This window comes from Grimontia marina (assembly GCF_900060185.1).
GTDB lineage: Bacteria > Pseudomonadota > Gammaproteobacteria > Enterobacterales > Vibrionaceae > Enterovibrio > Enterovibrio marinus.
Map to the genome: position 1 here is coordinate 26,106 of NZ_FIZY01000041.1, position 17,535 is coordinate 43,640.

General features: G+C 49.6%; 14 protein-coding genes and 1 pseudogene. 3 read left to right on the forward strand and 12 right to left on the reverse strand.

Translation table 11 applies throughout. The features are described from left to right. Positions 1-69 precede the first annotated feature (69 nt). Entirely contained in the window at positions 70-2,598 is a 2,529-nt protein-coding gene (torA, locus tag GMA8713_RS18370; protein WP_062712973.1) for a trimethylamine-N-oxide reductase TorA, read from the reverse strand. 78 nt (positions 2,599-2,676) lie between these two features. Continuing rightward, positions 2,677-3,840 carry a pentaheme c-type cytochrome TorC gene (gene torC, locus GMA8713_RS18375; RefSeq protein WP_422615205.1) on the reverse strand — a complete coding sequence of 388 codons (1,164 nt, stop codon included), beginning with the start codon at positions 3,838-3,840 and terminating at the stop codon, positions 2,677-2,679. 414 nt (positions 3,841-4,254) lie between these two features. Here torC and torR point away from each other — a divergent pair, with 414 nt between their 5' ends. The 3 genes from torR to GMA8713_RS18390 all read left to right on the forward strand — a co-directional run bounded on the left by torR (position 4,255) and on the right by GMA8713_RS18390 (position 6,013). Continuing rightward, complete coding sequence (gene torR, locus GMA8713_RS18380) at positions 4,255-4,968, forward strand: two-component system response regulator TorR (RefSeq protein ID WP_062713001.1); 714 nt, start codon at positions 4,255-4,257, stop codon at positions 4,966-4,968. 23 nt (positions 4,969-4,991) lie between these two features. Beyond that, positions 4,992-5,462 carry a DUF2947 domain-containing protein gene (locus tag GMA8713_RS18385; RefSeq protein ID WP_062712976.1) on the forward strand — a complete coding sequence of 157 codons (471 nt, stop codon included), beginning with the start codon at positions 4,992-4,994 and terminating at the stop codon, positions 5,460-5,462. A gap of 149 nt (positions 5,463-5,611) precedes the next feature. Then, positions 5,612-6,013: a hypothetical protein gene (locus tag GMA8713_RS18390; protein ID WP_062712978.1), complete on the forward strand. Its 402-nt coding sequence runs from the start codon at positions 5,612-5,614 to the stop codon at positions 6,011-6,013. A gap of 389 nt (positions 6,014-6,402) precedes the next feature. On the opposite strand, the gene GMA8713_RS18395 is transcribed toward GMA8713_RS18390, so the two are convergent. The 10 genes and pseudogenes from GMA8713_RS18395 to GMA8713_RS28190 all read right to left on the reverse strand — a co-directional run. Next, positions 6,403-7,458, reverse strand: coding sequence for a TRAP transporter substrate-binding protein (locus GMA8713_RS18395; protein WP_062712980.1), 1,056 nt, complete (start codon positions 7,456-7,458; stop codon positions 6,403-6,405). 98 nt (positions 7,459-7,556) lie between these two features. Next, on the reverse strand, positions 7,557-8,879 hold the full coding sequence (locus GMA8713_RS18400) for a TRAP transporter large permease (RefSeq protein WP_062712982.1): 1,323 nt from the start codon (positions 8,877-8,879) through the stop codon (positions 7,557-7,559). Then, the gene (locus tag GMA8713_RS18405) at positions 8,876-9,454 is read right to left on the reverse strand and encodes a TRAP transporter small permease subunit (protein WP_062712984.1); all 579 of its coding nucleotides are present in this window, start codon (positions 9,452-9,454) and stop codon (positions 8,876-8,878) included. The genes GMA8713_RS18400 and GMA8713_RS18405 overlap by 4 nt, the downstream gene beginning before the upstream one ends. Before the next feature lie 28 nt (positions 9,455-9,482). Beyond that, entirely contained in the window at positions 9,483-10,238 is a 756-nt protein-coding gene (locus tag GMA8713_RS18410; protein ID WP_062712987.1) for a glutamine amidotransferase-related protein, read from the reverse strand. A gap of 8 nt (positions 10,239-10,246) precedes the next feature. After that, positions 10,247-11,407, reverse strand: coding sequence for an iron-containing alcohol dehydrogenase (locus GMA8713_RS18415; RefSeq protein ID WP_062712989.1), 1,161 nt, complete (start codon positions 11,405-11,407; stop codon positions 10,247-10,249). 8 nt (positions 11,408-11,415) lie between these two features. Continuing rightward, entirely contained in the window at positions 11,416-12,801 is a 1,386-nt protein-coding gene (locus GMA8713_RS18420) for an aldehyde dehydrogenase family protein (protein ID WP_062712993.1), read from the reverse strand. Between the two features lie 8 nt (positions 12,802-12,809). Then, positions 12,810-14,180, reverse strand: a complete 1,371-nt coding sequence (locus GMA8713_RS18425) for a glutamine synthetase family protein (RefSeq protein WP_062712995.1) — start codon at positions 14,178-14,180, stop codon at positions 12,810-12,812. Between the two features lie 257 nt (positions 14,181-14,437). Next, positions 14,438-15,415 carry a LysR family transcriptional regulator gene (locus tag GMA8713_RS18430; protein WP_002540225.1) on the reverse strand — a complete coding sequence of 326 codons (978 nt, stop codon included), beginning with the start codon at positions 15,413-15,415 and terminating at the stop codon, positions 14,438-14,440. Positions 15,416-15,538: 123 nt separating this feature from the next. Beyond that, positions 15,539-17,182 carry a pyridoxal-dependent aspartate 1-decarboxylase PanP gene (gene panP / locus GMA8713_RS18435; protein WP_062712997.1) on the reverse strand — a complete coding sequence of 548 codons (1,644 nt, stop codon included), beginning with the start codon at positions 17,180-17,182 and terminating at the stop codon, positions 15,539-15,541. Between the two features lie 148 nt (positions 17,183-17,330). Beyond that, positions 17,331-17,535: pseudogene (locus tag GMA8713_RS28190) on the reverse strand (IS4 family transposase); the annotation flags it as partial.

Genomic DNA, 17,535 nt, shown 5'->3' on the forward strand with positions numbered 1-17,535 from the left:
TTTTCGTTAATTCTAACCAGCTTAAAGTAAAAAAGGGCAGCCAAGCTGCCCTTTTCCTCACACTGTCTCTTATGCGATATCCATCGCCGGGAACAGTGGGTTAACGTCGTCAACCGCGATAGGGCCGCTGAAGCCTGTCACTACCGGTACTTTGCCAGTGTATTTCTCAATTTCAACTAATGCTGTGTGTGCTGAGGTAGCCTGAGCCAGCTTAGAGGTACCAATATCAACGGTCAGCACGTTTGGATCGCCGTAAGTACACAGGGTTCCTGGTTTGCCACCTTCCAGCGGCGCATACCATGCACCTTCGTGGATACGACATACGCCAGACATGTAATCGTCAGTCACCACTGCACCAGCCAGGACCTGACCACGGTCGTTAAATACACGAACGATGTCGCCAGATTGGATACCACGTGCTTTTGCATCAGCGGTGCTGATGTAGCAAGGCTCGCGACCTGCTACCGCATAAGTGCCGCGGTGGTCGTCAGACGAACACAGCTGCGAGTGCAGACGGTGGTTCGGGTGACAGCTTTGCAGGTGGATAGGGTACTGCTTCGACTTAGGACCACCGTGGCTACGTTCTACTTTTTCGAACCACATTGGGTGACCCTGACAGTCGTCGTAACCCATGTCAGCGATAGTCTTACAGTAGATCTCGATAAGACCAGACGCTGTGCCCAGTGGCTCCAAATCAGGTTCTTTACGGAATGCTGCGTGACGAACCCACTCTGAACCTTCAGGGAAGCTGATGAATTGCTCTTCTTCCCAGAATTTCACGAAGTTCGGCATACGCACACCGATTCCACGGCCTTGCAGGCGGGCACCGTTGTAGATTTCTTCAATCCATTCCATCTTGGTCTTGCCGCCAGTGAAGGCTTCTTCACGGTCAAAGCGCGTACACAATTCACGGAAGATGTCGAAGTCATCTTTTGATTCAAACATAGGCTCAACGATTTGTTTCATCGCGATGATGCCTTTGTTCGAGTGGTTACCAAACTGCTCGATGTCGTTACGTTCGTAAGTGGTGGTCGCAGGCAGAACGATATCCGCGAAGCGACACGTTGCAGTCCACTGATGTTCAACGCTAACCACGGTTTCCAGATTACGCCACGCTTTGATCATGCGGTTACGATCTTGGTGGTGGTGGAACGGGTTGTTACCACAGAAGATAGCCATCTTCATGTGTGGGAATTTCACGCTGTGACCGTTGAACTGGATGGTGGTACCCGGGTTCTCGATACAATCAACGAAACGCGCAACAGGGATGTAGCTTGAGTAGCCGTTGTAGCTGCCGCTGTGGATTGGGTCAACGCCAGTCACTGAGCTGAAACCAGACATCAGAGGGCCCGCAGAAGTAATAGTACCTGCGTCGTTGTAGTGCCAACCAAAGCCAAAGCCACCGCCTGGCAGGCCGATTTGACCCAGCATGGCAGCCAGAACAACGATCATCCACGCGTATTGTTCGCCGTGCTGCATACGTTGCAGGCACCAGCCAGCGATGATCTGGGTGCGGCCATTTGCCATGGTACGCGCCAGTTCGCGGATTTGATCAGCTGGGATGCCACAGATTTCTGCCGCCCACTCTGGCGTCTTTGCCACACCATCTTTCTCACCGGTCAGGTAAGGAACGAACTTGTCAAAACCCGTGGTGTAGTCAGCCAGGAACTGCTCGTCGTAAAGCTTCTCAGTGTAGAGAGTGTGCGCGATAGCCAGCATCAGAGGCACGTCAGTTTGTGGGTTAACCGCAACCTGAGAGCCGCCGAAGAACTTGTATGATTCGTTCTTAACCGGATCAACGTGAATCACGTTGATTTCGCCTGCTTTTACTTTCTCAGCCAGTTGCTGGTAGTAACCGTAGACGCTGTGGTCTGGAACCAGCCAGCCCACTTGCAGGTTCTTGATTGGGTCTGAACCCCAGATCACGATGTTTTTCGCGTTTTCCAGAACCAGAGGCCAAGAGGTTTGCTGCTCGTAAACTTCCATTGCGCCTGCAACGTAAGGGAGAACAACTTGCGCAGAACCAGTCGAGTAATCGCCTACTTTTGCTAGGTAAGTACCGTGCAGGCTAATAGCGCGCTGCATCATCGTACCTGCGGTGTTGAACTTACCGCATGACTGCCAGCCAGAGTGGCCTGCGTAAAGTGCGCTTGGGCCGTAAGTGTTTTGAACACGTTCCAGTTCGTGGTGGAAGAAGTCCAGCGCCTGTGACCATGGCACACGCACAAAGCGGTTGTCGCCACGTTGTGAAGTGTCTGATTTCCAACCGTGCTTCAGCCAGTCGATGCGTACCATTGGGTACTTAACGCGAGATGGGTTGTAGACCACTTCGCGCACACCGTTCAACATTGAGGTTGGGTGTGGGTCGTTTTCAAACGCTACTGTGTTAACCCAGATACCGTTTTCAACTTTCGCGCGGAATGCACCCCAGTGTGAACCGTGGATAACTTCACCAGAGAAGGTGTTTTTCGCTTCAGTCGCGGCCATTGCTTTGCGTGGTGCCAGCAGGCTGGAACCAATCACAACACCCGCACTGGCGGTTAACATGCCAGAGAGAAAACGACGGCGGGAAATGCCTTGTTGTTTTTCAGTCGCCATGTAGAAGTCCTTATAGTTTTTAATTCATCAGGGCAGATGCACGAGGGCGCATCTGCCGCTTAGTATTCTTTTTGCCGATTAGTGGGCGCCTACACCGCCGGTATCACTACCGTGGTTCTGCAGATACTTCAGCAGTGTGCGCTCTTCGGTCTTGCTCAGACGGTAGTACGCACTCATCGCTTTCAGGCTTGAAATCCAGCCATTTGCAGTGAAGTGGCCAGGTGCCGGTGCTGCGTGACAAGAGTTACAGGTAGATGCGAACATTTCTGATGCATAGTCCCAGACTGGATCAATGCTCTGAACCAGGTGATCCTTGGTGATGTAGGCATTCACAGCCACTTGTTTCCAAGCGATGTTGGTTGCTGGATCCACTTCTTCAGAAATCACAGTCTCAGTCGCTTTCACGTCGCCACGAACGGTCGCCTTGAATACACGTTTACCCATGTACTCTGTCATTACACGGCCTTTACCGTTGGTTTCGATCCAACCTTGAACACGCACTTTAAGCATTTCGCCTTCTTCGCCAATGACTTCTACTTCAGAAGCTGGCAGCAATTGGCCTTCAACTTTGCCGTTTGCATCAGCGGTAGCGAACAGGCTCTTCTCTTCGATAGAGAACAGTTTCTTGGCACCAGCAGGTGCGATCGCAGAAGCTGTCAGGGTTTCGAATGTCTTACGGAAGCCACCCGCCATATTTGGCAGTTCGTGCGCGATACCTTTGTGACACTCGATACATGCCATGTTTTCTTTCGCCGCAGGGATCATTTCTTTCATCGCCTGAACAGACTGCTTGTCATGGTCCATAGCTTCATATGAGTGGCAGGTGGTACAGGTCTTGTAGTTCTCGTCAGCCATGCGGTCCCAGACTTTCTGGGCGAGTTCGAGTCGGTGTTCCTCAAACTTCTCAGGGGTATCAATTTTGCCCGTCACAAAGTGGTGGTAAACGTCTTTATAAGCGCCCATTTTGCGCCAGATTTTGCCGACGAAATCTTTGGGCTGGTGACAGTCTACACACTCAGCTCGGATGCCTTTTGCGTTGCTGTAGTGAATCGACTGCTTATATTCCTCGTAGTTTTGCTTCATTGTGTGGCACGACACACAGAACTCTGTTTGAGAGAAATAGTGGAGAGACTTATTCATCACGACCACGCCGGCAACCGTGATGACAGCACCGATCAGAACCAGCGCAAGGATGGAGTACTTCGCGCTAGGTTTGTTCAGCTTCTGCAGTAGCTTTTTCATAAAAGTGGATACACCCATAAAGTTTTTGTAGTTAGTGTTTGGGCCCATTTCGGTAGCGTGTTTGGAAGCAAGCCAGCGCACTATAGCTACATGTTTTTGATGCGTTATTTTGTTGCGGGCATAGTAGCGATTGGATATGAATATGGTTCAACCAGAAAATGAACAGGCAAGCGGCAAATATGAACAGATATGAACAGAATCGATTGTTAACGTGAAATGTGGGCTTTATGTGCTTCTAAATGTACCAAAAATGACTTAATTGTCGCCTATCTCGCAAAATGACCCCTGGGTTTGTTAAAAAACATGATTGATTTGTCGTACATAAAACTGCAATAACCATGAGGTAAATCAAGTTTGTTCGCAATTTAGGTGGTAAAGTGCGGCTCCTCATGACGATATGTGAACAGGGTAAATGTGACACATCACATCTTGGTTGTAGATGATGAAGCAGTGACTCGCACTATGGTGAGCGCATACTTCGAAAAACAGGGATATCACGTCAGTCAGGCCGCTGATGGCAAGGAAATGCACCAGATTATGAACGAATGGCACATTGATTTAGTGCTGCTTGATATCAACCTCCCGGGTGAGGATGGGTTGATGCTGACGCGCCAACTGCGCAGCAAATGCGATGTGGGTATTATTCTCATTACCGCTCGAACTGACACTATTGACCGTATCGTCGGTTTGGAAATGGGTGCGGACGACTACTGTACCAAGCCGCTTGAATTGCGTGAACTTCTTGTTCGCGTGCGTAATTTACTCTGGCGCATTTCCAAAGCGAATACTCAGCCTGAAATGCAGAGTTCAGTAAAAGAAAGTGATAACATCGTGAACTTCAATGGATGGACATTCGACATTGAACGTCGCGCACTGAGCAAAGGCAACAACGCAGTTAAACTCACCAAAGCAGAATATGAAATGCTGGTGGCGTTCACAGCGAACCGTAACCGGGTATTGAGCCGGGAGCGTATCCTGAATTTGATCAGCCATCGGGTCGATGCGCCAAATGACAGAACCATTGATGTATTAGTTCGACGTTTACGCAACAAAATCGAGGTCGAACCCAAAAAACCGCAAATGTTCATTACGGTCCATGGCGAAGGTTACATGTTCGCGGGGAAATAACATCCGCGAATTCTGAGAGAACTATGAATTACATTCCCTTTGAAGAATACAAACGTAAGTGGATTTTTACGCATCAGTCTATGCCTGTTGCCGAAGAAGACCGCGAACACATCAAGCCGATGACGGAAGAGCGCGGTGGCCAGCTATGGCGTGATTTTATTAGCCAGCAAAGCCCAACTCCAGATCACTTTGGTAAAGGTGACTGGGCGATCATGCGTGATGCGTGGTCGCAGGAATCTGACTGGCAACATCCTTGGGAAGAAGAAGACGATTTGCCGGAGGACGTATTGGCGTTTTTCCCATGGGAAGACAATGCTGTCGTTTACTTCTGCTATGACAAAGGCAATGTCGTTGAAACCCGCTGGGGAATGTTCAAGAAGTACTGGAAAAACTTCCTGTTCTACGATGACAAGCCTTTGCTTATTGGCAGAAAACGCAAAGAAACTGCGATGTTTGAACAAAATGGCACAGTGAAGCTGGGCAAGCGCCCTTAGATAAACGACATCGTTTCAGTGAGTTAGAAAGCCGGGATTGACTCCCGGCTTTTTTTGTTTATACCCAAGCATTGGGTATATAGGCTTGGTTTTTGCTAGTTTTTTAACCAAAGACAAAATGTTGCCGCTTCAATTGGAAAGGATTTTTCATGAAAAAGTTACTGCTGGGTTTGATGGCTGTGAGTTTGGTGTCGGGATGCAGTTATGTGTCTAATTATGGTGTGCACGGAAAACTATTGGGAGCCGAACAACAGATAGTCCAATGTGAGTACGAGGCGGCATTGGATACCTTGCAGCAATTTACCGTGGTCGGCAGTAACAAAGAGAAATCCCAAGCTTTTAAATATATGGGTGTGGTATATCAGGAAAAAATGGATTTGGAAGCGTTTAATCATACAGTTGACCGCTTTTTGTTTAGTGAAATGGGCAGGGGGGGAATACGTGCCCAGATAATCGAGGAGTGGAACGAAGCACGCCGTACAATCCGTGAAAAGCGACTTTATGAACTAGGACGAGCAGAATGTGCTACGAACTTTGCGACCACATCGTGAAACATGGTTTCACTACAAATGTGACTATCTTTCCAGAGTAGTATCTGGCTCGCAAAATTGCTGCATCTTCATAAAATATAAGGAAACTTTCATGTTTACCTCACAGTTTTCTTATTCATCAAGTACTAAATTACTCCTGAGTTCAAAATCAGTCAGTAATGCAAGGCCGCCAATTACAGACTGATTCTGAACCAAAAGACTTTCATTTCTTTCATTTGGTCCTATCAGCTGAAGGAAATTAATGAGAGGGCAGAACTCTAAATCTGCCAACGTAAAAACTCGAGGAAAACCAGCGTCGATATTGGCCTATCAACGCTGGTTTTTTTCATTTATAGCCCTGCAAAAAAACGACCTCTATCAGCCGCTTATTAAACATATTTCCGCATTGGTTAGGAATACCGGTATGGCTTACCTGCTTTCTCCATTACCCCAGCATATTCTTTAAATATCTCGATCACCCGAGCATTTCGTGAGCTGGTTTTGGCGATCTCATCCCAGAACTTATAAGCCTCGACCTCAACCTGACGCCACTCTTCATCCGGAATGGTAGTAAGTTTCATATTGGTGCCGCTTGTTCTGAGTTTAGCTTCACCGCCCCAATACCAATGCTGACGATAATAGTGTGAAGAGTCCATCATGAGGTTAAACAGCACTTTCAAGTGTTCCGGCAGTGCATTCCAACGCTCAGTGTTGGCAAAGAAGGAACCACACCAGGCACCGGAGATATTATTCGTCAGGAAGTAGTTGGTTACATCAGCCCAACCAACGGTGTAATCCTCGGTAATCCCTGACCATGCGATGCCATCCAGTTCGCCGGTCTGCACTGCCACTTCCACATCTTCCCAAGGCAGGGTGACGGGGATAACGCCGAAACGGGAAAGGAATCGGCCAGCGGTTGGGAAGGTAAAGATACGTTTCCCTTTCAAGTCCGCCAAGCTACGAATTGGGTCTACCGTCGCGAAGTGGCAAGGATCCCAAGAACCCGCACTTAGCCAAGTGACACCTTTGACTTCACCATAGGCTTCCTGCCAGATTTCTTTGAGGCCATATTCTTCAAACAGCACCGGTACATCCAGGCTGTAGCGTGTGGCAAAGGGGAAATAGCCGCCAAATACGGAGATATCGACAGGTGCAGCGATGGAGTCGTCATCACTTTGTACAGCGTCAATCGTTCCCTTCTGCATTGCGCGGAACAACTCGCCTGTTGGGACAAGCTGGTCGGCGAAATACAGCTCTATGATCATTTCACCATTAGCTGCAGCGTTGAACGCATCTACGGCAGGCTTGATGACATGCTCAGCGAGCGCTGGGCCAGCATAAGTTTGTAGTCTCCAGCGAATAGGTTCCTTGGCGGAGACAACAGCTGGTGCACCCAGAATCGCCGTTGAACTAGCAGCGCCGACGATACCTGCCTTTTTCAGAAAATCACGTCTGTTGTTACTCATAATGGTGTCCTTATTACGTCATTAATTCGATAAACACACTTTTCCATTGCTTTGAGTGTAGTTGCATATTTGAGATCGATTGCTGTCGTCATTTCCTCCTATCGGCTGTAATGCCATTCTGGCAGCCAGAGCGCGATCTGAGGAAATGCCATGACAATGGCAAGCGCACAGATCATGATGAGAACAAACGGCACGATAGAACGATAAATATCGGTCAGTGATACCTCCGGCGGTGCCATAGCACGCATCAGGAACAGGTTGTAGCCAAATGGCGGCGTCATATAGGCAATCTGACAGGTAATGGTGTAGAGCACGCCATACCAGATAAGATCAAAGCCGAGTATCTTCACTAATGGAACGTAGAGAGGCGCGACGATAACCAGCATGGCAGTGTCGTCGAGGAAGGTACCCATAATGAGGTAGGACAGCTGCATCAGGATTAACACTTCCCAAGGTGTGAGACCAAGCCTGTCGATAAACAGTGCTTCTATCGCTTTGACTGCGCCTAAACCGTCAAACACCGCGCCGAAGCAAAGAGCAGCAAGAATGATCCACATAAACATGCAGCTGATGGCAAGGGTTTTGCGAAGCGTGTTCTCCATCACCTCTTTGGTCATACGTCGCTTGACGATGGCAGCAATGGTCGCTGCCAGTGCGCCAACAGCCGAGCTTTCCACCAAGCTGGTGACACCCATCAGAAACAGGCCTGTCATCGAGAAGAAAATGGCGAGTGGAAGAATGCCGGCGCGCAACAGTTTGAGCTTTTCACTCATCGGGACGTTACGTTCCTCTTTGGAAAGCGCTGGACCGAGATGCGGTTGTATTTTACAGCGAACAACGATGTATATGATGAACATGCTTGCCATCAGCAGACCGGGCAAGACGCCGGCAAGCCAAAGTTGTCCCACAGGCTGGCGCGCAATCATGCCGTAAAGCACCAGTACCACGCTGGGCGGCACGAGTATCCCGAGCGAACTGCCTGCCTGTATCACCCCGGTGACCATGATCTTGTCGTACCCCCGCCTGAGCAGTTCGGGAAGGGCGATACTTGCACCGATAGCCATGCCAGCAACGCTGAGACCATTCATGGCAGAAATCGCAACCATCAACAAGATCGTTCCGATAGCTAAACCACCGTGAATCGGCCCCATCCAGACATGAAACATTTTGTAGAGGTCTTCCGCGATACCAGACTCTGAGAGCATGTAACCCATGTAGATAAACAGCGGCAAGGTCAGCAGTGGATACCACTTCATCAACTTCATGGCTGCGCCGAAGGCGATTTCAGATCCGCCATCACCCCAAAGCAGTAGAGAAGCAATCACAGCGACAGAGCCAATGGCAGCAAAAACCCGTTGCCCCGTTAGCAGCATCAGCATCATGGAAGAAAACATTAGGAGGGCGATCAGTTCATAACTCATTGCACGCCTCCTTCTGATTCTTCCTCAGAGACTTTTGGAGCACGCAATTTGGCAATGTCTTTCAGCATCACAGCTGTTGCCTGCAGCAGCATCAGGAAAATACTGAGGCACATGATGAGTTTGATTGGTGCCATGTAAGGTCGCCAAGCCGAGTAACTACGCTCACCATATTCCAACGCATAGGAGGTGCTGGAAATGCCGCCATAAAGCAAAATCACGAGATAAACGATAAGAAAAATCACCGTGAAACTGTCGACCATCGCTTTGGTGCGCGGTGACCAGTTGCCGTAAACCAAGTCCATACGTACATGGCTGTTGAGCTGCATTGAGTAGGGGCCGCCAAGCATGTAGTAAGCGACCATGGCAAACTGCGCCATTTCAAGCGTCCAAAGCGAAGGCAGGAAAAAGGTTTTGGTGATCGATGAGTAGACGAGAATGCCTAACATCAGGAATATCAAATACATCGCAAATCGGCCGATGTAGAAATTTATTGATTCAACAAACCTGACATACGCAGCGAGGGTGGATGGCAAATAAGCCAGATTTTTGTCCTCGGGTAAACGTGATGACTCCATAAATACTTCCTTCCTTGAATGGGGTCGTTTAAGTCTTCGTAGACAGCGAAGGGGTACTGGGTGACGACTGGCTAAACTTCAAAAAATCCAGCAACCATCGCGTGACAAGTTCGGCGTCCGGACTTTGGCTCAGTGAAGCTTGCCCGCGGGAAATTACCTCTTCTGGTATGCGATCCCTGCGTGATTCCATCAAATCGAAGGAGTACGCACGACTGAACTCGGGATGCCCCTGAATCGCCAGAAAGTGGCTGCCAACGGTAAACATGCCAATAGGGCAGAAGTCACTGCTGGCGAGGGTTATGCTGTCTGGTGGGAGTTGGCAGACTTGATCCTGATGGCTGACGACAAGCGAAAAGTCAGGTTTGAGGCTTTGAAGCCAAGGCTGCGAAGCTTTTTCTTCTGCCGCCAAGTTGCTGGTGGCAATGCCGACACCCCAGCCTTTTTCTGAACGTTCGACTTTGCCACCCAATGCCTGCGCCATCATTTGATGACCAAAACAAATACCTACCGTGGGCTTGCCTTTTTCATACAGAGTCCTGACGAAATCCTCGAACTGCCTAATCCAGGGGAGACCGTCATAGACAGAGTAACGGCTGCCGGAAATGACATACCCGTCGCAATCATCGACATCAGCTGGATATTCACCGTCTATGACCCGATAACACTGCAGGGATAATGATGGTTCGACCTTTTTCAATGTCGCCTCGAACATATCAGGATAGTTTCGGTGCGCGCTTTGAAGCTCTTGCTTCACATCATCACATAGCAGAAGACCGATACGCATAGTGCCTCTCAGAGTCCTTTTCCATGGACAGCGCTGACAAAGAGTTGGCTGTATTCATCGGCTGAAAACGGAATCGGATTGCCTCCTGCAGATGGGTCATTAATAGACATCAATCCAACCTTTTCTGCGTCAGAATCGTTAATCCCAATTTCAGCCAGTGTGTGTGGAATGCCCAAAGATGCCCGTAACGCCAGAACCCAATTCAAAACAGCATCGGTGCTTGATCCTTCCAGCGCCAGATAACGAGCTAATCGCTCCATTTTCTCGTCGATATCGCTGCGATTCGCTTCCAATACGTATGGCATCAGGATGGCATTCAGCAGGCCATGGTGAGCGTTGTACAAAGCGCCAAGTGTGTGGGCGATGGCATGCATAGCCCCCAAGCCTTTTTGGAATGCCGTGGCGCCCATACTGGAAGCAACCAACATCTGCATTCTGGCTTGTTTGTCTGCCCCGTTTTCAAAAACGATGGGCAGGTTTTGCTGCACTAAACGGATACCTTCAATGGCGATACCTTCTGCCATAGGGTGGTAGCCCGGGGCACATAGCGATTCAAGAGAGTGTGACAACGCATCCATCCCGGTAGCAGCAGTGATATGAGCGGGTAAACCAAGCGTTAGTTCAGGGTCTAAAATCACTTTTCCCGGCAGCATTTTCGGGTGAAAGATAATGAGCTTCCGCTTTTCATCTTCTTTGGTGATGACAGATGCACGACCCACTTCTGAACCTGTACCTGCCGTGGTTGGAATGGCAACGATGGGGGCAATGAGCTCTGGATCTGCTTTTGCCCAGTTGTCGCCAACATCTTCAAAAGCCCAAAGTGGTTGAGACTGTTCTGCTGATAGCGCGATGGCTTTCGCGCAATCTAAGGCTGAGCCTCCACCTAGTGCAATCACGCCATCATGGGAGCCTTCTTTGAAAGCCGTGTTTCCCGATTCGACGTTCTGGCCTGTTGGGTTGCCTTGCAGATCACAGAACAACGCGACAGACAGCCCTTGCTGCTCGCAAAGATCTCTCGCCTGTTGCGTCATCGACAGCGCCGCAATGCCGGGGTCAGTGACCAGCAGTGGCCGATGCATTCCCAGGCTTTTACACGCATCTGGCAAAGTCTCTAACGCGCCGATACCGGCTGTCATTGCAGTAGGGTAATTCCAGTTTGATAATGACATGTCCGCTCCTAAACGCGTTTGAAGTGATAAGACTTGGGTCGTGTTAGATGCTCAAACCCAATTTTTGAAAGGGTGCATCCCCGCCCACTGTTCTTGACGCCAACCCACGCAAGACCGGGGTCGAGATAGTCACAGCGGTTAAGAAACACAGTGCCGGATTCAACGTGGTCCGCGAGTTGTTCGCCGCGCTCTTCGTCTTGGGTGAAAATCGCCGCAGTGAGACCGAATTCACTCTCATTCATCAAACGCAAGGCTTCTTCGTCGCTGCTGACACGTTGAACACCTAAAACGGGGCCGAAGGTTTCTTCCGTCATCACCCGCATACTGTGGTCAACGTTCACGAGAAGCTGAGGGGCAAGGTATGGGCTACTCACCTGACTGGCAGGGAAGTTGGAGGCATCAATCAAGGGTTTTGCGCCTTGAAGTATCGCTTCTTCCGTTTGTCCCCTCACAAAATCAGCGGAAGCAGTCCGAACCAAAGGCCCAAGTGTTGTGCTTGCTACATCAGGTCTACCGAGTTGGTATTGGTTCACGAGTTTTATCGCGGCATCGACAACATCATCAAAAACCGACTCATGGACATAAAGACGTTCCATCCCACAACAAGACTGGCCAGAGTTAAAAAAAGCGCCGTCGATGACAGTGTCAACAGCATTGGGAACATTGGCGTCGTGGCGTATATAGGCTGGGTCTTTGCCGCCAAGCTCCAAACCTGCGCTGATAAAGCGACCAGCAATGGCCTTCTCAACGACTCTGCCGCCAGGTACTGAACCCGTGAATGCAACATGCCGGATTGAATCGTGTTGCATGACGGATTCGGTATCAGCATGAGAAAGGTGAAGATATTGGAAAACGCCTTCGGGTAACCCCGCCTCTGCAAATGCTTCTGCCATTCTTTCTGCGCAGAGTGGCGTTTGGGCAGAGTGCTTGAGCAACACCGTATTTCCTGCTAACAAAGCGGGAACAATGGCATTAACCGCAGTCAGGTAAGGATAATTCCATGGTGCAACAACGAACACTGTACCAAGCGGAACGCGTTTGATGTAGCGACGAAAGCCCGCTTTATCGGGTAAAGGCATGGGAGAAAGGGCTTCTGGGGCGATGTCTATCATGTGCAGCGCACGCTCTTCGAAACCAGCCACTTCGCCTTTGGTGTGGGCAATGGGACGACCCATCATCCAAGTGATTTCTTCTGCGATTTCCTCGCCTTTAGCGACAAAGTATTCAACGGCTTTTCGACAAAGGCTCTGGCGCACCTCGAGGGGCGTACTTTTCCATAATGGATAGGCTTTTGCTGCACTTTCCAACGCCGCGCTAATTTCGCTCGCGGTAGCAAAAGGGCGCTCGACGTAAACCGAGCCATCTACGGGTGTAATTGTCTGAAAACGCTCCATGTCTTCACCTATATAATTTCAAAATAACGGTCGAGTTCCCAGTCGGTCACATGCTTGCGGAATTCTCTTTCTTCCCACTCACGTGACGCGGCAAAGTGTTCCACGAAGGCTTCACCCAGCATGGCTTTGGCTGCTTCCGATTGTTTGAAAGACTGTGCGGCCTCCCAGAGTGTGCGGGGTAGTTGGAGTTCTTCGGGATGATCTACTTCATAGGCGTTGCCTACGATGCGATCTGTGGGCTCCATCTTGTGCTCGATGCCATAAAGACCAGAGGCCAACGCAGCAGCGAGGGCGAGATAAGGATTGGCATCTGCAGCGCCCAGACGGTACTCAATGCGTTGTGATTTATCAGAGCCGGGAATAACACGAAGTGATGTGGTGCGGTTCTCAACGCCCCAGGTTGCATCTGTTGGTGCCCAATAGCCGGGGATCATTCGGGTGTAGCTATTAACGGTTGGAGCAATCATGCAAAGGAATTGCGGCATCAAAAGTTGCTGGCCTGCGAGGAAATGGCGTTGGACATCGCTCATGTTGAGCTCTGCATCTGGCGCATAAAAGGCACTTTTCCCCGAATCACGGTCACGAAGGGAAATGTGAATGTGTCCGCTTTGGCCGGGGTAATCATTGGTCCACTTGGCCATGAAGGTCGCCATCATGTCGTTTTTCTGCGCCAGCACTTTCATGTAGGTTTTGAACAGCGCGGCTTTGTCTGCAGCCTCTTTGGCGCTGTCGACAGTGAGTGCGGCTTCGATAACGCCAGGGCCGGTTTCGGAATGGATGCCTTCAATAGGAAAATCCATTGCTTCACCCATGGCGAGAATCGCTTTATACAAACCTGAGTAAGTAGAGTTACGAATCATCGAGTAACCGAACCAGTCTGGCGTGATCGTTTTCAGGTTACGGAAGCCTTTCTCGCGGGCGGAGTGAGGCGTTTCATCGAAAATGAAGAATTCGTATTCAAGCGCAGCGTAAGCGTCAAACCCCATGTCTGACGCTTTTTTAAGCACACGGCGAAGTGTGGCGCGAGGACAAACCGCTTCAGCATCGCCAGAAAATTCCGCGATGAAAAGTAGCATGCCATCTTCATCAAGCACGTCGCGACAGGTATCGGGAAGAATGCGGACTGGGGCGTCTGGATAGCCTGTGTGCCAGCCGGTGTATTTAGCGTTGTCGTAGAGTTGGTCTTTAACATCCCACCCTAACACCACATCGCAGAAAGCAAATCCACCATCCAGCGAAGAGAAGAATTTCTCTTTCGACATGTACTTGCCACGCATCACGCCATCGTTATCAAACAAACCCACTTTGACGTGGGAGAGCTTCCTTTCTTCAACAATCTTTTTGGCGTCTGCCGCCGTTTTTACTTCACGCGCTTCCATACCCGCTCCTGTTATTTTCGTTACTGGACCGAAAGAAAAACTGCATGCTCCACGTGCTTCTGATGTTTCAGAAACCCATGAACCTCTATCAACGATAGTTGAAGCATGGGTAAGCAGTAGGTGACTCATCAGTCACTTACGGTTGGTAACGGACTGTAAATTTAACGTAGGCGAGGTATAAAAATTTTGACCACCACAATCACACAGGGTGGGATAACACTATTAGGAATTTTAATAGTGTGAATTTGAACGGCTTGTTAGGTGTACTTTCCAATGCGGATTTTTCCATCCAGCCAGGGGTAATGTTGGCGGATTTTGGCAAGGAAATGTTGGCGTAGGATTTTGCAACTTCCGTCGGCGAGTTTTTCCGGTAAATCTCCCAACTCATTGCGTCTCGCAATTAGGGTTAAGTACCTGAAAAAAGAATCCTTTTCAGGTAGGGGAATACAGCTTATCTGGTTGCGAAAAACTTCACCCTGAAGAAGGCATAATGGGGTGGTCAATGCCCAGCCAAGTCCTTGAGCTACTGCGGAAAGTACGGCAAATGTGTTATCGAGCTGCATACGGTCTGGTACGGTCAGTCCTTGGTGATGCAGGTAGGTTTCGATGGATTGGCTGATAAGGCTTTGTTCACTGTAGCGAATCATATCCAAATGTTGACTCAATGCGACAAGTGAGTGACAGGTGTCGGGGTACTTTTGCTGAAACTGTTTGGGAACAACCAGAACAAAGGGTTCTTTAAGAATCTGTAAACGGCGAAGGTCGTCCTGCCTTTCTAAGACATCATCAGAAATAATAATATCAATGCTACGACTGAGTAGGCCTTGCTGATGAAGGTGAGAATAGCCTGTCATCATGGTCCAGTTTTCGGTGTGCGCTTTTATCACTTCAATCAGTGGTTGTCCCACGGTGGCGGCGAGTGAATCCACCATCGCGATTCTCACTAAATGCAGACTATTGAAGCTGCCTTTGGTGATGACTTGCTGGGTTTTATAGGCCTGTTCGAGCAGATGAACGGATTGGTCGTAGAAATAGCGTCCGGCGACAGTTAGCTCTACGGGGCGCACACTGCGATCAAGCAGCTTCACGCCGAGGCTACTTTCCAGATTGGCGAGGATTTGTGAGACCGAAGATTGGGATATATCCAGATGCTGAGAAGCCGCGGTCATGTTGCCGGTTTTAGCGGTTGCCACAAACACTTCCAGCGATTTCAGCTCAAACCCTAATGTTCCCATCAGCAAATCCTTTTCATATCCTAATTTCAGCTTAGCCAAGCGATTTGAAATCAGCATGTTGCAGCAATGAGGCGTGAGCTGTGAGAAACGAAAAAGCCGCTTTGGCGGCTTTTTTCATGAAGGTTAATTCAGGATTTGTTCGGCAAGTTCGAGAAGCTTGGGATACGCGATGGTGCTTTGTTTCGCCAGTGCTCTCTGTTCTTCTAACACTTCTTGTAGGATGTTTTTGGTAGTAAGCGGGTTGGCTAAAACCACACGGAATACGATAGTCGCGCGATTGTCCAAATGGACTGGCGTTAACGTGGTTCGGGAGACGAAAGTGTTTCCGGCTTCGCGTTGGTGCTTCTGAATGAAAACCGTCAGATCGTTGAGGTGCTGGTGGAGTAGTCCACGTTGGGCGTCATTGGCAACGTCGAACGCTTTCTTGACTGATTCAGGGACAAATCGGTAGGTGAGCAGGCAAAGCTCTGGCTTGCTCACCACCTCAAAATCAGGCTGCTCAGCAATCAATGAAGCGAAGTATTCGGCCTTGTCGACGCTTTGATCAATCAGCAGTTCGTAGCCTTCGCGTCCGATGATGTTCAGGCTGGCGTATAGCAACATCGCCATGCCACTGCGAGATCCTTCAAGTGTGTGGCTGCCGAGGTCTTTAGAGCCTTTGCGCAGAATGTAGTTGGCGTGATGTTCAATCGCAGAGACCATAGAAGGGTCTTTGAAAATCACCATGCCTGCACCCATTGGCACGTACAGCTGCTTGTGAGCATCAATGGTCACCGAATCTGCTCGTTCAATGCCTTTGAGTTTGTGTCGCTGGTTGCTGGACATCAAACTCGCACCGCCCCAGGCAGCATCCACATGAAAATGAATGCCTTCACGCTCAGCAATTTCTGCCATGGCGTCAAGCGGGTCGATATTCCCGGTCTCGGTTGTGCCAGCGACGCCAACCAGTGCAAATACCTTGGTGTTTTTCGCTTTCAGCTCAGCAACTTTCTCTTCGAGCTTATCGATGCGGATGCGGTTGTTTTCGTCAGTTGGGATAGCAATCAAGGATTGTCGGCCAATGCCAAGGACGTCAGCGGATTTTTTAAGAGAGTAATGGCCGCGATCGGAGACGAGAATGGCTAAGTCGTCATAGCCGTAATGGCGCATGGCGCGGAACAGGCCTTCTTCCGCCACGCCTTTGAAATCGCCATCCGCTTTCAGTGCAGCATTGCGCGCTACCCACAAAGCCGTGATATTGGCGATTGTCCCGCCGGAGCAAAATGCCCCAAGGGAGTGTTCAGCGCTGTGCATCCAGCTTTCATAAAACGGGTCATCACGGTCGTAAATCAGGTTGTGGAGCATGCCCAGCACCTGACGCTCGAGTGGCGTGAAGGCCTTTGAGGTTTCAATTTTGACCGTGTTCTGGTTCAGGCCAATCATGATTTTTGAAAGCGGCATCAGGAAATAGGGAAGCGCTGATGTCATGTGACCAATAAAGCGTGGCGATGAAGTATGAACCGATTGGGCAACCAGTTTATCCAGCAAAAACTCGGTGTGTTCGGAAACGAAAGTCGGTTTTTCGGGGATCAACGGGTTGCTGAAATCTTTTTCGATATCAGTGAGAGATGAATCTGTCGCAGCAATATGATTCTGCAAAAAGCGATTCAGGTTTTGGGAAATTTCCTGCTCGATTTTGCCCAAGGTGGAATCGGGCGCTTCGGGCACGGTAAAAATACGGTGGAGGCTTTCCAGGGACGCTTCCGCCGTCTTAGTTTCTGTAACCATCCGAGGTTCTTTATTTTCTAATAATGGGCTTTTCTACACGATGTTCGCCGAAGTTACAACACAGGAAAAACGTGGGCTTGGTCGATGTCAAAGGGTAGAAATCTTGGGGGTTGAGACAAAAGCCACCATTTAGGTTAACACCTATCACTTAAGGTTTAAGGTGCTTAGAGCGAACAGGGTAGCGAGTTTTATTAATACGAACGGTCCTCGCTTTGGGCCGTTTTCTTTTTTTGGGGAGTATGTAGCGTTTCACTCTCTCCCGCATGGCTCTTAGCTTTCTCGGGATTGAGCCGGGGGCTGCTATCGCACACCACATCAGCTCATCCTGAATATCTCTCAATGCCATCATAAAA

Excerpts from the sequence above, each read along its gene's own strand:
- torC (WP_422615205.1), bottom strand. The coding sequence starts at position 3,840 with ATGAAAAAGCTACTGCAGAAGCTGAACAAACCTAGCGCGAAGTACTCC.
- torA (WP_062712973.1), bottom strand. The coding sequence starts at position 2,598 with ATGGCGACTGAAAAACAACAAGGCATTTCCCGCCGTCGTTTTCTCTCT.
- GMA8713_RS18400 (WP_062712982.1), bottom strand. The coding sequence starts at position 8,879 with ATGAGTTATGAACTGATCGCCCTCCTAATGTTTTCTTCCATGATGCTG.
- GMA8713_RS18405 (WP_062712984.1), bottom strand. The coding sequence starts at position 9,454 with ATGGAGTCATCACGTTTACCCGAGGACAAAAATCTGGCTTATTTGCCA.
- GMA8713_RS18385 (WP_062712976.1), top strand. The coding sequence starts at position 4,992 with ATGAATTACATTCCCTTTGAAGAATACAAACGTAAGTGGATTTTTACG.
- GMA8713_RS18395 (WP_062712980.1), bottom strand. The coding sequence starts at position 7,458 with ATGAGTAACAACAGACGTGATTTTCTGAAAAAGGCAGGTATCGTCGGC.
- GMA8713_RS18410 (WP_062712987.1), bottom strand. The coding sequence starts at position 10,238 with ATGCGTATCGGTCTTCTGCTATGTGATGATGTGAAGCAAGAGCTTCAA.
- GMA8713_RS18425 (WP_062712995.1), bottom strand. The coding sequence starts at position 14,180 with ATGGAAGCGCGTGAAGTAAAAACGGCGGCAGACGCCAAAAAGATTGTT.
- GMA8713_RS18430 (WP_002540225.1), bottom strand. The coding sequence starts at position 15,415 with ATGGGAACATTAGGGTTTGAGCTGAAATCGCTGGAAGTGTTTGTGGCA.
- GMA8713_RS18415 (WP_062712989.1), bottom strand. The coding sequence starts at position 11,407 with ATGTCATTATCAAACTGGAATTACCCTACTGCAATGACAGCCGGTATC.
- GMA8713_RS18390 (WP_062712978.1), top strand. The coding sequence starts at position 5,612 with ATGAAAAAGTTACTGCTGGGTTTGATGGCTGTGAGTTTGGTGTCGGGA.
- panP (WP_062712997.1), bottom strand. The coding sequence starts at position 17,182 with ATGGTTACAGAAACTAAGACGGCGGAAGCGTCCCTGGAAAGCCTCCAC.
- GMA8713_RS18420 (WP_062712993.1), bottom strand. The coding sequence starts at position 12,801 with ATGGAGCGTTTTCAGACAATTACACCCGTAGATGGCTCGGTTTACGTC.